This window comes from Nitrospira sp., assembly GCA_030692565.1.
Taxonomy (GTDB): Bacteria; Nitrospirota; Nitrospiria; order Nitrospirales; family Nitrospiraceae; genus Nitrospira_D.
The window spans coordinates 1-13,343 of the sequence record JAUYAO010000036.1 but is presented as its reverse complement, the minus strand read 5'-3'; the positions used below and the strand labels follow the sequence as shown (position 1 = coordinate 13,343).

At 58.0% G+C, this 13,343-nt stretch carries 16 protein-coding genes; 8 read left to right on the top strand and 8 right to left on the bottom strand.

Annotated elements, in window-relative coordinates; genetic code table 11:
* The first annotated feature begins 7 nt into the window (after positions 1 to 7).
* The 4 genes from Q8N04_09240 to Q8N04_09225 all read left to right on the top strand — a co-directional run bounded on the left by Q8N04_09240 (position 8) and on the right by Q8N04_09225 (position 3,003).
* Positions 8 to 889, top strand: a complete 882-nt coding sequence (locus tag Q8N04_09240; protein ID MDP3090849.1) for a 50S ribosomal protein L11 methyltransferase — start codon at positions 8 to 10, stop codon at positions 887 to 889.
* Positions 886 to 1,389: an MOSC domain-containing protein gene (locus tag Q8N04_09235; GenBank protein MDP3090848.1), complete on the top strand. Its 504-nt coding sequence runs from the start codon at positions 886 to 888 to the stop codon at positions 1,387 to 1,389. The genes Q8N04_09240 and Q8N04_09235 overlap by 4 nt, the downstream gene beginning before the upstream one ends.
* Positions 1,390 to 1,393: 4 nt before the next feature.
* The gene (locus Q8N04_09230; GenBank protein ID MDP3090847.1) at positions 1,394 to 2,056 is read left to right on the top strand and encodes a class I SAM-dependent methyltransferase; all 663 of its coding nucleotides are present in this window, start codon (positions 1,394 to 1,396) and stop codon (positions 2,054 to 2,056) included.
* A gap of 158 nt (positions 2,057 to 2,214) precedes the next feature.
* Positions 2,215 to 3,003 (top strand): formylglycine-generating enzyme family protein, encoded by a 789-nt coding sequence (locus tag Q8N04_09225; GenBank protein ID MDP3090846.1) that lies wholly within the window; start codon positions 2,215 to 2,217, stop codon positions 3,001 to 3,003.
* Between the two features lie 397 nt (positions 3,004 to 3,400).
* Here Q8N04_09225 and Q8N04_09220 read toward each other — a convergent pair whose 3' ends face one another.
* Positions 3,401 to 3,757 (bottom strand): fibronectin type III domain-containing protein, encoded by a 357-nt coding sequence (locus Q8N04_09220; protein MDP3090845.1) that lies wholly within the window; start codon positions 3,755 to 3,757, stop codon positions 3,401 to 3,403.
* A gap of 127 nt (positions 3,758 to 3,884) precedes the next feature.
* On the opposite strand from Q8N04_09220, the gene Q8N04_09215 reads away from it, so the two are divergent.
* Positions 3,885 to 4,244, top strand: coding sequence for a hypothetical protein (locus tag Q8N04_09215; GenBank protein MDP3090844.1), 360 nt, complete (start codon positions 3,885 to 3,887; stop codon positions 4,242 to 4,244).
* 380 nt (positions 4,245 to 4,624) lie between these two features.
* Here Q8N04_09215 and Q8N04_09210 read toward each other — a convergent pair whose 3' ends face one another.
* Genes Q8N04_09210 through Q8N04_09190 form a run of 5 tightly spaced genes read right to left on the bottom strand, consistent with a single transcriptional unit; the run spans position 4,625 to position 8,983 of the window.
* Positions 4,625 to 5,083, bottom strand: a complete 459-nt coding sequence (locus tag Q8N04_09210) for a hypothetical protein (protein MDP3090843.1) — start codon at positions 5,081 to 5,083, stop codon at positions 4,625 to 4,627.
* A gap of 1 nt (position 5,084) precedes the next feature.
* Entirely contained in the window at positions 5,085 to 5,843 is a 759-nt protein-coding gene (locus tag Q8N04_09205) for an alpha/beta fold hydrolase (protein MDP3090842.1), read from the bottom strand.
* A gap of 53 nt (positions 5,844 to 5,896) precedes the next feature.
* Positions 5,897 to 7,189: a cbb3-type cytochrome c oxidase subunit I gene (locus Q8N04_09200; protein ID MDP3090841.1), complete on the bottom strand. Its 1,293-nt coding sequence runs from the start codon at positions 7,187 to 7,189 to the stop codon at positions 5,897 to 5,899.
* 9 nt (positions 7,190 to 7,198) lie between these two features.
* Positions 7,199 to 8,002 carry a bifunctional hydroxymethylpyrimidine kinase/phosphomethylpyrimidine kinase gene (gene thiD / locus Q8N04_09195; protein ID MDP3090840.1) on the bottom strand — a complete coding sequence of 268 codons (804 nt, stop codon included), beginning with the start codon at positions 8,000 to 8,002 and terminating at the stop codon, positions 7,199 to 7,201.
* A 15-nt stretch (positions 8,003 to 8,017) separates the two neighbouring features.
* Positions 8,018 to 8,983 (bottom strand): FlgO family outer membrane protein, encoded by a 966-nt coding sequence (locus Q8N04_09190; protein ID MDP3090839.1) that lies wholly within the window; start codon positions 8,981 to 8,983, stop codon positions 8,018 to 8,020.
* 172 nt (positions 8,984 to 9,155) lie between these two features.
* Here Q8N04_09190 and Q8N04_09185 point away from each other — a divergent pair, with 172 nt between their 5' ends.
* From Q8N04_09185 to Q8N04_09175, 3 genes are all read left to right on the top strand, one after another.
* Entirely contained in the window at positions 9,156 to 9,338 is a 183-nt protein-coding gene (locus Q8N04_09185) for a hypothetical protein (GenBank protein MDP3090838.1), read from the top strand.
* Positions 9,339 to 9,937: 599 nt separating this feature from the next.
* The gene (locus Q8N04_09180; protein MDP3090837.1) at positions 9,938 to 10,531 is read left to right on the top strand and encodes a hypothetical protein; all 594 of its coding nucleotides are present in this window, start codon (positions 9,938 to 9,940) and stop codon (positions 10,529 to 10,531) included.
* A 120-nt stretch (positions 10,532 to 10,651) separates the two neighbouring features.
* Positions 10,652 to 11,122, top strand: coding sequence for a hypothetical protein (locus Q8N04_09175; protein ID MDP3090836.1), 471 nt, complete (start codon positions 10,652 to 10,654; stop codon positions 11,120 to 11,122).
* 264 nt (positions 11,123 to 11,386) lie between these two features.
* On the opposite strand, the gene tenA is transcribed toward Q8N04_09175, so the two are convergent.
* Both tenA and sthA read right to left on the bottom strand, forming a co-directional pair.
* A complete protein-coding gene (gene tenA, locus Q8N04_09170) occupies positions 11,387 to 12,055 on the bottom strand; it encodes a thiaminase II (GenBank protein MDP3090835.1) in 669 nt (222 codons plus the stop codon).
* A 29-nt stretch (positions 12,056 to 12,084) separates the two neighbouring features.
* Positions 12,085 to 13,221, bottom strand: coding sequence for a Si-specific NAD(P)(+) transhydrogenase (gene sthA, locus Q8N04_09165; protein MDP3090834.1), 1,137 nt, complete (start codon positions 13,219 to 13,221; stop codon positions 12,085 to 12,087).
* Positions 13,222 to 13,343: the final 122 nt, after the last annotated feature.

The window sequence follows — 13,343 nt, the reverse complement described above, 5'->3', positions numbered from 1 at the left end:
AGAAGCGATGACGCAGGAGTGGATCGACGTCAGTATTCACAGCGCGATTGACTCTGGAGAATTGCTCGGGTTACTGGGCGATCCTCATGTGCGTGGCGCATGGGAGGATCAAGGGGTGACCCATCTCTATTGGTCTCGGGATCATTGGAGTGGCGACCAGTTGGGGCAGGTCCGCGCGGCGCTGGATCAACTCGATCCCTCCGGGCAAAGCAGCGGGACCGTCCATGTCGGGGACCTGCCGCATCAGGATTGGAATCGCCAGTGGGCACAGTCGGTCAAGCCGCTCCGGGTCGGGCGCCATCTGGTCATTCGACCCAGTTGGGAGTCTGCGCCATTGCTGGACGGCGATCTCGACATTATCCTCGATCCCAAACAGGCCTTCGGGACAGGCCATCACGCGACGACCCGCATGTTGCTGGAGTGGCTGGAGGAACTGATTCACGGGGGCGAGACGGTGCTCGACGTCGGATCCGGCAGCGGCATTCTGGCGATGGCGGCCTTGCGGCTGGGTGCGCGGTCGGCTGTCGGTGTCGAAATCGATCCTGTGGCGGTGGACTGTGCCCGGGAGTGTGCGGGCCAAAATGCGTTCGGTGCGGAGTTGAAACTCTTCTGCGGGACGCTGTCCGACGTGGCCGCGGGTATAAGGCCTGATCTGGTGGTCGCGAACATCGATCGGCAAACGCTCTTGCTGTTAGCCGATGAGTTGGCTGCCTATGGCGTGGCCGGTTCCCGACTCTTTTTCTCAGGTCTGCTGGTCGAGCAGGTGGAAGAGGTCATGGCGCGGTATGCCGCTTCGGGACTGTATCCGGTCCATCGGCGGGACCAAGAGGGCTGGGTGGCGCTCGAACTCGGTCGGTCGGAGTCCTGCGAAGCAGATAGACAATCATGAATAGCGGACGGCCTCCCTATCCGCATATTCATCAGATCAGCGTATCCGATGGCGGGGTGCCGAAGAAGCCGGTGCTGGAGGCTCGCGTGACTGTGCAGGGCGTAGAAGGAGATCGCCAGCGCAACTTGAAAGTGCACGGCGGCCCGGATCGTGCGGTCTGTTTGTATTCGTTGGATGTGATCGAGCAATTACAACAAGCGGGCCATTCCATCGAGCCGGGTTTTTCCGGAGAGAATCTGACACTGGCGGGGCTGGACTGGGAACTCATGCAACCGGGCGTACGGCTCACCGTCGGGCCCGATGTCGAATTGGAAGTGATGAGCTATACATCGCCCTGTAGTCATAATGCCCAATGGTTCCACGATGGGGACTATCAGCGCATCTCGCAGAAAAAGTATCCGGGGTGGAGCCGGGTGTATGCCAAAGTGCTGAAGGAGGGTGTCGTTCGGCCTGGCGATCAGGTGAGCGTTCAGGCGAAGGCCGGCCGATCCACGGAGTGAGCATATGACGTCACGTATTCTTGAACCGGAATTGATGGATGATCCTCTGCAAGCCAAGGCCTATGCCGAGGCGGATTTCTCATCGGAGAATCAGCGCTTCGTCGAGTTATTCCGAGAGTACTTCCCGGAGTTTTCCCATGGCCATGTGTATGATTTTGGCTGTGGGCCGGGCGACATTCCGATGCGTTTGGCCCGCGCGCTTCCCGACTGTCGCATTACGGGTATCGATGCGTCGCGGCCGATGATTGAGTTAGCCGGGCAGGCTGTTCGCCAGGCAGGGCTGTCGGATCGGGTGTCTGTGCGCTGTGAACGATTCCAGGATCTTGCCGGAGCCAACCAGGCCGATGCGGCTGTCTCCAATAGTCTGCTCCATCATCTGCCCAATCCCTTGCAGTTCTGGCACAAGCTGAGGCTCTTCGTGAAGCCGGGCTCGCCGGTGCTGGTCATGGATCTGCTGCGGCCCGAATCGCCCGAGGCCGCGCAAGCCATCGTGGAGCAGTATGCCAGTGGGGCGCCCGATATTCTGCGTCGTGATTTTTACAATTCGCTGCTCGCGGCATTTACGGAAGATGAAATCGGTTCTCAGCTCGCTCAGATGAATCTTACCCGGCTCCTCATTGATGTGCCGGATGATCGGCATTGGGTGGTCGGCGGCATCATCCATTGAGAAGAATGCTGAAAAAGGCCTTCGTCTCACCCTCCCAACCCCGGCGCGCCGAGACGCGCCTGACCCAGGTTTGTTTCTCGTCTCGACAAAATCCTCAACGTAGCCCAGAGGCTACGCCTCCGGTTTTCTCTCGCCTGCGGCCGCGTTGGATGGCCTTTTTGAGCATCCTTCTGATGCTGGCAGGCATCGTTTCTTTAAGTGAGGCGCAGTTGGATCGGCTCAGGCGATCACAGGCCCTGGAGCGTCCGCTTCCCACGGAGACGCTGATGGTGTCGATTCCTCAAGGCCCATTCGAGATGGGGGCAGCCGGCACGCAGGCGCTGGAGGATGAACGGCCTCGCCATCGCGTGACGCTCGAGGCTTTCATGATGGACATGCATGAGGTGACGACAGCGCAGTATGGCGCGTTTCTCATGGCGACGGGCCGGACGGCTCCATGGCTGTGGGAGACGGTGAGTCCGGTCACTCACAGCGACCGGCCCGTAATCGGCGTGGATTGGCATGATGCCGATGCCTATTGCCGCTGGAAAGGGAAGCGGTTGCCGGCTGAAGCCGAATGGGAGAAGGCGGCACGCGGTGTCGATGGGCGGTTATATCCCTGGGGCAATCAGGTCCCGACGAACGATGTCGCGAATTTCGCGCTGGGGGCGCGCTTTAGCTACAGTCAGGTGCTGATGCCGGTGCAGTCGTATGAGTCAGGAAAGAGCCCCTACGGCCTGTATCAGATGGCCGGAAATGTGGGTGAATGGGTCTCTGACTGGTACAGTGCGAATTATTACGAGCATAGTCCGGAGACCAATCCATTGGGTCCGGAAAACGGCCAGTTCAAAGTGCTGCGTGGCGGATCCTGGTCGGATCTGCCCAAGTATCTGCTCACCTACGGGCGATTCAAACTTCCTCCTGAGACGCGCAATAGCTACATAGGCTTCCGCTGCGCAAAATCGTGACGGCCGCTGAAAAGGCCCCCAACTTCGTTCTCGGATCGAAATAGTCCTCAACGTACCCCAGAGGGTACGCCTCCGGTTATTTCTCTCCTGCGGCCTCGCTGGATGCCCGTTTTGAGCAGCCGTTTTTAGTCGTCGTCCATCTCCTTGCGACGTACCCCACCGGTGAAGGAGCTGTCTTGGCAGCTCGGGGTGGGTGGGTGAGAAGCATAACGCCTCAGTCGCTAGACTCCCTGCGGCCTTGTTGGATCGTCTATTTGAGCATCCTGAATGAAGCGGCTGGTCAAAACGGTCATCCAGCGAGGCCGCAGCCGAGAGTAATACCGCAGGCGTAGCTTTGGGGCTACGTTGAGGATGTTACCGAGGTGAGAACGAAGCCGGGGACCGTTTTCACCAGCCGCTAGAGGATGCTTTTGCTGGCTTCGCCGGAGAGCGCACTTTCGTTGCCGACACTGTCGTAGGCGGAAAGGGCGAAGAAGTAGGTGGTGTTTCGCTGGAGACCGGTAACGGTGTAGCTGGTTACTTTTCCAATCACCGTGGGCGATCCCGAAGCGGTGTAATTTCCCGACGAGGTTCCAAAATAGATCTTATACCCGGCCAAGTCGTTTTCACCGTTTGCAGACCAGGATAGGGTGACGCTTCCGCTGTTGGATACAGGGGGTGGGGTTGAAGGCGGGGTGGCGGGCGGCGGAGTCGTTGAGGAGGGCGTGACCACAGGCGCGGACGGTTGTAGTAAGCCTGCTAGCCCCGGGCTCATCTGGACGAGCCGGGACATGGAAGGCGCGAGACTGGCTATGGGGAGACTGGCTATGGGGAGACCGGATTGTGCTGCTGCAGTCAATGGAGCTACTGCGGCAGCATTACGAGCTGCTGTTGGAGCTGCGATGTTGCTCAGGGAAGACATCGAAAGCGGCCTCGCGGCAATCGGAACAATCGGAGCAATCGTACGGTCACCGACTGGAGCCGGAGTGCTCTTTGATGGACTCTCTGACCCGGTTTTGGGTGCCGTGGTTGGGATGGTTCCCGCTGAAGGCAGTCTGGAGCTTGTCCTCGATGAAGGGCTTGGTTCGGACGCGAGAGGCGCGCTGACGACCGCCGAGGCCGGTTTCTTTGTCAATTTGTGGTGGAGTGTCTGCGAGGAGGGTGTCGTCACTGCCGGCGCAGTGGCTGCAACAGGCCGGGAGGGCATGGCCGCGGATTCTGGCCGCGGGACGATCGGCGATGCCGGAGCATCGGGACGGTGAATAAGGCTATGCTGTTTCGGAGTAGCCGTTTCTCCAGCGAGAACGGGGGCTGTCAATGCCATGGCCAGGAGCCAGATGCACGTGGAGAAGGTGACTGTTGGTCTATTTGTGGGTGAGGGGTTTTGGATCGTCATATCAACCTGAATTTGTTTTGGGTTCTGCTTCACATGACAAGAGTCCTTAATCTAAGCAATAGATGTGCCATGGCCAGCTTGCCATTTTCTGTAAAGATGATAAATATAACTGGTTGATGTTATGTGAAAATATTCTTGAACTTGTGAAGGAATACGTAGGCCATGGAAGCTAAGGCGTGCTCTGCCTGGACGAAATGGTACGGCGGCACGAAGCTACCTACGTGGCTGTTGGGGTGTCGGGATTGACTATAGGTTCGGCTGGAGGATGGCGACGAGGGCGATCCCGGTCAGAAAAGTGAGAATTGTAAGGTATTGCAGCAGACTTCTATCGCGAGCCCATTCATTCTGCCAGTCTTCAGGGTAGAGAGCGCTGTCATGATGCGAGGGGAATTCCCCGAAGAGGCCCAGGGCCTGCTCGAGTGTAATGAGTTGTTGTTTGGCTTGCCGATGGCGGTTGTGCTGCTGCCAGATGATCCCCATATAGGTGATCGCCAACAAGAGCGTCGCACAGGCCAGGAGCAGTCGAGATGTTGCTGAAAGCGAGTGTGCTGCGGGTCCCAGGAGAACGATGCTCAGTATGGCGACAAGCGATCCTGCTCCAATTGCAGTCCAGCGCATCATCTGGTCGCGGCGCCGATAGACCTCTTCCTTAAAAATCGGATAGAGCCGCAAAACTGTTTCACGCCGCTCATCTTCTGGAATCATGTCAGTGTGCCGTGAGCCAATCCGCAATAAGAGTCGTCATCCGGTTAAAATCCGCACTCTTCGTGAACTGGTGGTCGGCGCCTGGAAGGAGCTCCATACGGTTGGGGCAGGTCAGCGCGGCGGCTAGCTGTCGACTCTGGTGTAAAGGGACGCATTCGTCCTGATCTCCTTGGACTATCAGGGTCGGCGCAGTGATCGTCTTTGCCGGTTCGTAGGCAATGCGGCGAAGACAGTCTTCATAAAAAGCGTAGCGGAGCCGGATGCGTTCAGCCCCACCCATGATATTGGGGATGGTGTCGGTCGATTGCCACGCCGCCATCTCAGCATCTCCGAGCGTCAGCCGCAGTTCCTCGGCAAAGTCGACCACGGGACATTTTAAGGCCAGGCAGGCCAGATCCTGACGCTGCGCCGCTGTTAACGTGGCGACCAGTCCTCCAAAGCTGGACCCCATCAGCCCCAGCCGTCTGAAACCTTTTTGCCGGACGAGATCCAGGGCAGCATGTGCTTGCGCTACAGCGGTCGTTGTGGTGAGCGCCTCAAACGGGCCTTCGCTGTCTCCCTGTCCGAAAAAATCAAAGGCCAAGGTGGCAATGCCCTGTGCGTTGAGGAGGCGAGTCAGTGTTTTATTGGTCGTGCTGCGCTTCCCGGAGAGAAAGCCATGGCACAGGATGGCGATTCGATCTGTCTCATTGGCGGGAGCGGCCAGGACTGCGGCTACACGATGGCCCTGAGGGTCGGAAAACGAAAGATCCTGTTCCATGGCGGACGATTCTCGCAGAGTCGGTTATTCGATTCAGTGACAGGCAATTCGGTTCAGGAACCTACAGTCTGTTCCGGCTCGGTCCAGAGGACGGTGACCAGTTTGACGGAGAAGACGGTCAGGCCGGTCAGCAACAGCCCACACGAAGCCCACATGGCGCCTTGGACGTAGGGCGATGAAAGGGGCACATTCCAGGTGAGCGATGCGAGCAGGGCCAATCCCATCGTGCCCATACTGAGGCTCGCCACCTGTATGGTTCTCCAACGATTGATGACGCCCGTCAGGTGTTCGAGATAGGGACCGCGTTTCTTCGGGCTTGGCGCACGGCGCACGGCCAGCGTCACAGGAACGAGATGGGAGAGAGCTCCCACGATCGTTTGCAGAATAAATCCGATCAGCGCTAGGTGCGTGTACGCCACTAAGTGCAGCGACCCGAAGGGCATGATGGGAGTGGCCGCGATGTTGTTGGCTGCTACGAGCACGCCGAGCACCAGCGTGAGCACCAGGAAAAACGTGGCGATCAGTAGGTGATCCGATGCGGCACTTCCTTGATGGCTCGACCGTAACCAGGTGGTGAAGAGATTGGAGGCATAGAGTAGCGCACTGATGACCAGCACGCCCCCTCCGGCCATCTCGATCATCACCGAGGAATTCATGAATCCCGCGATCAGCACTGCTAACCCCAGCGGGAACAGCCACATGACGACCCGAGCGAGCCGTGGACTGGAAAGCGGCGCGTTCAAGACGGTCGGCAGCAGATTGTGCATCGTGCCGACGATCGCCAGAGTGATAAAGCCGAGAAGGTTGAGGTGGATGTGTGCGAGCCGAATGTAGCCGAACGATTGCTGGGCCCAGGCGAACGCCATGGTTTCCCCGCAGGCCAATCCGCCGAAGAGCGCCAGCACCGCCAGCGCGTAATACCAGAGGTTCAGCGGAGGGGCATTAAGGCTCTGCCTGGCTTGCAGCCAGGTGTCGCGTGCAATCCAGAGAAACGACGCGACGACGAAGAGCCCGCTGACACCGATCACCGTGTAGTTGTGGAGTCCGAATCCCGCAACCATTCCCACGGCACTCCCGTTGATCGTCACAAACAGGAGCGGGTGCGACTCGCGTTGTGTGCGGCCGGTCAGGAGGAGCGGAGAGATGAAGGTCAGCAGCGCGCCCAGAATCATTTGCGCCACTCCACCCACGAGGGCCGCATGCACATGGGCATGGCGTATCCAATGAGGGAGCGGCGTTCCCCGAACCAGGCCGACGAGGATGGCGAGCCCGACGAGCGACGCCAGCACTAGCCACGAGAATCCGGTCAGAAGGAACGTGAGCGGCCGTCCAGGAAGTCGCGACATCGTTGGTCCCTACGTTTCGAGAAAGTAGAAGTGATTGGTCGGGCCGGTGCCGTGTCCAATGGCAAGACTATGGCGGATCGTCTCCGTGAGATAGGTCTTTGCAGCCTGCACCGCATCCGTCATGGCCTTGCCGCGCGCCAGTTGTGCCGCAAGCGCCGAGGCGAAGGTGCAGCCGGTGCCGTGCGTATGGGGCGTGTCGATGAACTCGCCTTTATAGATATTGAAAAACCGGCCGTCATAGAGCAGGTCGGTGGCGCGCTCAGTGAGCAGGTGGCCGCCCTTGATCAGCACGTACTGAGAGCCGAAGCCGTGGATGATCTTCGCGGCGCGGCGCGCATCGGCCAGGTTGCTGATGGCGATGCCGGAAAGCTGCTGCGCCTCATGGATATTGGGGGTCACGACGAGCGCGAGCGGAAAGAGCAGTTTCTTGAGGGCGTCGATGGCATCCGGCTTCAGAAGTGCGCGGCCGGATTTGGAGATCATCACCGGGTCGACGACCAGATTCGTGACCTTTTGTATGGCCAGCATTTTCGCTACGAGTTCGACGATCGCCGTGGAGGAGAGCATGCCGGTTTTGACGGCGGAAACCTCGAAGTCGTCGAAGACGGCGTCGAGTTGCGAGGCAATGATGGAGGTCGGCAGCTCGAACACATCGGTCACATCTTCCGTGTTCTGCGCTGTGACGGCGGTAATCACCGACATCGCGAAGACGCCGTTGGCCGACATGGATTTGAGGTCCGCCTGAATCCCGGCGCCTCCGCCCGAGTCGGACCCGGCGATCGTGAGAACTTGCTTTAAGGTGCGTGCAGCCATGATAGTTCCGATTCGTTAAGGGGTAGCTGGGGTAACCGGAGTCGGCGATGTCTCAACGGCGAGGCCTTCGATCGTAAACGTGGCATCTCGGCGAGGCGATTTTTCATGAAAGGAGAAGGTGAATTGCGAAACGGCCGTGGAGTCAGCCGGCGCAACAAAGGTCAGCACCGCTCGATCCTTCTCCCGCGGCGAGAGTTCGATGCCTCTGGTGCAGAGCCCCTCGCGATTACCTTCGACACTTTGTGACCACTGCCCTCCCTGGTCGTCCCTCAACACGGTATTTTGGAGGAGGCAGAGCAGTTTTACATCGCGTGGAGACCGGTTTTCAATCGTCAGATCCATCCGGATCCGATTGTCCTGCCGGCTCAGCGCCCGCACGACCAATTCATAGAATTCGTTTCGATGGAAGCCCAATCCTTCCGGGGTGGTCGGCCCTTTCGGGGGCTCTACTTTGACCGCCGGCGGCTTATTGAATTCTTTGACCATTTCACCGAGGGGTCCGGCTTTCGGGATCATGCCCCGCGCCGCGCCGATCGCCTGGGCATTCGACGGGTTCATGAGCTTCACGGTGACCAGGATTCCCTCCGGAGCATCGAGGTAAGACCCCGTGACAAAGACGTCGGTGCGGATGGCCTTCGCCGCCCCCTTCAGGGCTTTGGGGGAAGTTGCCTCGATCTGGGTGATGTGTCGCTTTTTGAGCGTGGAGCTGACGAGCTTGTGTTCCACAACCTTCAGTTCGCCTGCTACCAATAGCTGTGTGCCGAGTTCCTCTGCTAAAAACTGTCCGATCGGCGTGACGGCGCCCTTGGCATCCGTGAAGTCGATAATGGCCAGGCGTTCCTTCTTGGCTTTCAAAGATTCGGCGATCACTCCGTCAGCCAAGAGCTTGAGGCTCTCCTCATAGTTTCCAGCCGCGAAGACGTGGCCGGAAAGCAGCGTGCCGAAGAGGAGTCCTGTTATGGCGAGAACCTGTCTGATCATACGAGTGGCGCCATTATACTCAGGTTGGGCTGCATGTCTAGAGCTCATAGGGATTGACTGGTATACCGTGTGCTGGTTTGATTAGGTGGTCTTTCTGCACAAGGAGCAGGCGTCTGAACGTTGACGCATCAGAAAAAGTGTCCTAGAGTACGGATTGTAAGAGGTGATTACTATGGCGACTGGAACGGTCAAACAGAGGATTCTTCAAGCGGTCGAAGGGCTTCCAGACACCGCTACGCTTGAGGATGCCATTGAGCGGCTCTGTTTTCTGGCGAAAGTCGAAGAGGGCCTCCGGCAGTCCGATAGCGGTGAAACAGTGCCCCACGCCGAGGCGGTTCGTCAGCTTCTCAAATGATGCCGCTGGTCTGAACTCGCCGGGCTATTGAAGATGTCCAGTCGATCAGGCGTTTCATCGCGCAGGATTCTCCCCACTACGCGCTACTCGTGACCCAACAATTGATATCTTCTGCTGAACGATTGCCTGCCTTTCCGCAGTCCGGGCGTGTCGTCCCGGAGGTCAACGATCCCGCTGTTCGAGAAGTGATTCACGGCACCTACCGGATTGTTTATCGCCTTATTCACGACGAGATCCATATCCTCACTGTTCATCACACAGCTCGTCTCCTCCGTCTTGAACCATGATTTGATAATTCCTGCATGGCTTGCGTGCGGTGCTCAGCCAATAGACAAGCCGCCTTAGGGCAATCAATACCCCAAGCTCACTGAGATTCAGCCATATCTTCAGCTGCATCCTGCGGCAACTCACCAGGATGATGCACGCGGGGTACGTTCAATTCTTATTGAGATGAGCCGTCATGACAAATGCGGGCTAGGGATTGAGGGTGTGTGATACGCAGTTTCTCCGAAACTGTTTTGCCTTATGCGGAGGGGTTGATACGATTCACCTGCCACGTGCGTGGGATGACAGGGCTTCTATCGATGCGGGAGGGCTTCATGAGTAAGTTCGAAGCGGACAGATTCAACGGCTTCATTAAGAGCGGGCTCGGCAAAGGCTTGTATAAAGATCTTCGGAAATGTCTGCTGCACAATGAGCGGGATGTCCATGCGGCAGCTTATGGCTACATCCGCAAGTTTCTAGAACGGAAAGGCCGTGATCGGTTGATCGTTCGGTGCGATGCAACGCTCAAGGGACCAGGCAGCCAGCGGCCCAGGCCAGATTTAGTGGTGTTCAATCAGCGCAAGCCAATCTATGCGGTGGAGTTCAAGGTGTTTCCAAGGATTGCAGGGGTTAACCGAGCCGCGGTGGAGAAAGCGGTGGAGAAAGATGTGCGCAAGTTGGAAGTGCTTGGCCTCAGGCATGGGTTGTCTTATGGGTTTCTTGTAGTGGTGTATGACAGCGATAGCGAGCTGTATCTGCCAGACCGGGTGCTGCGCAAACGGGACATCAAGAGGGTCTCAGTGATAGAGATCAACATGCGTTTTGATGTGAAGACGCTTCGGCAGCGCCGCAATTATGAGGCGTGGCGGAAGCAGTTCGATGCGATATGGGAAGCACAGCGAAACGGGGGACTGGAGCGATGCGCATAAGACATGCCGTTTGGTTTTTATGGCAACGGGTGGCGGCGCAGGCTTTAATTTAGAATTGCAAAAAACATGATGGCCTTTGTCGTAGGTGTTTGAGATGCCCCATTAATTGAGGAGACCCGCATGCCCGTCACAACCTTACAGAAACAAGATATATGGTATGCGAAGGCGTTGCTGCCGATCCTCAACCATGAGAAATGCGTGAAGCTGGAGCTCATATGCGGACAACGAGCGTCTTACCTCATTAATGACGACCGGCTTCTTGCTCTCAAAAAAGGCCGGACGTGGAAGCAAAAGAAGGGAAAGGCATGGAACTTCTTTTTCTTATCCCCATTGAAAGAATTTCTAGTTCAGAAAGCGGCCGCTACTAAGAAGGTCTTTCTCCTCCTGGTCTGTGGCAACGAGGTCGTCTGTGCCATCAAATGGAGTAATGGATTTCGTCTTATGGGTGGTGACGCTGGTGGGCGGCAATCATGGCTTCGCGTTACATGCAAAAATGGGAAGTATTACGTGACGGGTCCCAATAAAATCGGGGAGACGATTTCTCCGGCACGATACACGCGCTCTGACTTCGTGAGCTATATCTTATCCTGAAGGTTTGAAGCATGTCATAGAGTCTGGGCCTATTCTAAGGGAAGACAGGTCACGGGCTGGGTAGCAGGGCTGGGCCAAATTGCGCGCAGCCCGAGACGGTCCTGCCCTGCCCCTCTATCCGCTCCCGTCATTTTGTCTCCCCCAATCTGGCCCGTGTGACTCGACGGGTGGCGCGAACCTGGGTGCCCGTCCGCCCGCAGCGGGGTCCCTACTCCGGGCGGGGTGCGAGGATGGACGGGCTGGTTCGCGACAGGACCCGTCGGCTCACACGGGCCAGGTTTCCTCGTTCCACGCCATTTCCCAGAACATCCACTCGTAACGGGAGCTGATGATGAAGGCTTCTTCCATCCGGCGTTTTTCTTCAACGCCTGCGGTCTTGGCCCACTGATCGACCTTTTTTCTCATCCAGCGTTGGACTTCGGCGAATTCCGGCGAGGCATAGAGCATGAGCCAGTTGCGGTAGGGATGATTCTTCTTAGGCGGGCCATTCTTTAAGAGATGTTGCCCGACGATGCAGTAGATCCAGGCGCAGGGGAGAGCGACGACGGTAATCTCCGCGGCCGATCCGCTCTGTGCCACGCTGAGCATGTGGCGGGTGTAGGCATAGTTCGTGGGGGCCATCGGTACGGACGTCATCTGCCTGGTGCTCATCTTCCACTGGGTGCCGTAGCTTTCGTGGAGGCTACGCTCGACGACGATGGTTTCTTCGGCCAGCTTGGCAAAGCGGAGCGCGCTGTCCGCATCCGGAGCCTTCACCGCCCCTGCGGCGAACACCCGTGAGAGGTCGCCGAGGAATCTGGCGTCCTGCAGAATGTAGTATTTGAATTTTCGTTCCGGCAGGGTGCCGTTGCCCAAGGCGGCAACGAAGGGATGGGTCAACTGGTCGTCCCAGATGGAGGTGGCCAGGGATCGGAGATGGTTTGAAAACGACATAGAGGCTCCTGATTCAAGGTGCTATGTGGTTAAGGGGTCGGCGGCCAGGGGCGCGGCAGCCGATTGATGCCGTCTAGCGCAGCGACTTTATAACATTCGGCCAGAGTTGGATAGTTGAAGACCGTGTCGACGAAATACTCGATGCGGCCGTGATAGGCCATCACGGCTTGCCCGATGTGGATCAACTCGGTCGCGCCTTCGCCAATGGCGTGGACGCCTAAGAGCTCACGAGTCTGTCGATGGAACAACAGCTTTAACATGCCCATTTCGTCGCCGATCAATTGTCCGCGGGCAATCTCCTTGTATCGGGCGATGCCGACACCGAAGGGGATCCGATCTTTGGCCAAGTCCTCTTCTGTGCGGCCCACCATCGAAATTTCAGGGATTGCATAAATGCCGTAGGGCAGCAGGGCGGTATCGGTGCGATCCGGGTGACCGAATGCATGGCAGGCTGCATGCCGGCCTTGCTGCATGGAGGTAGAAGCCAGCGCGGGAAAGCCGATGACGTCGCCGGCCGCGTAGATGTGCGGGACCGGGGTTTGAAAATGTTCATTGACCGCGAGCCGGCCGCGGCTGTCCGGCGTGAGGCCGATGTGCTCCAGCTGGAGATCGCGAGTGGCACCGACTCGCCCAATCGCATACATCAATGTGCCTGCCGAAATGGGTTTGGCCTTCTGTAAGGTGACGGCAATCTGGCCGCTCAATTCTTTCTGAATGCTGACGACTTCTTCCTTGTGGTACAGGGTCACGCCGATCTCTTTCATTTGTCGCTGGAGGGCCTCGATGATTTCCGCATCGACGAACTCCAATAAGCGTGGGCGTTTATCGATCAGAATGACCGGCACCCCCATGGTCGCCAGGATGGACGCGTATTCCGTCCCGATCACGCCACCCCCGACGATCACGATGGACTGCGGAATACGTTTTAATGTGAGGAGTCCGTCGGTGTCGATGATGGATTCTTCGTCGAAGGGGATTTCGGGCGGCCTGGCCGGCTCGGTTCCGACGGCGATGACGATGAAGTGGGCGGTATGCTCGACGGTCCCGGAGGTCTGTTGTACGCGCAGCCGGTGTGGGTCCGCGAAGCTGGCGGTGCCATAGATCATGTCGACAGAGTTGCGCCGCATCTGATCCTGGACGATCCGGATTTCGTGTGCGCCGGGCATGGCGCGTTACTTAGTCGGTGCAAGTCCGACTGCCAGGTTGTCGCAGAGCCGAAGGCAAGGAGAAGGGCAAGGGCGTCGCCGTGAGGCGGGGTCTGAAGGAAGTCCAATCCGAAACTGCGGGG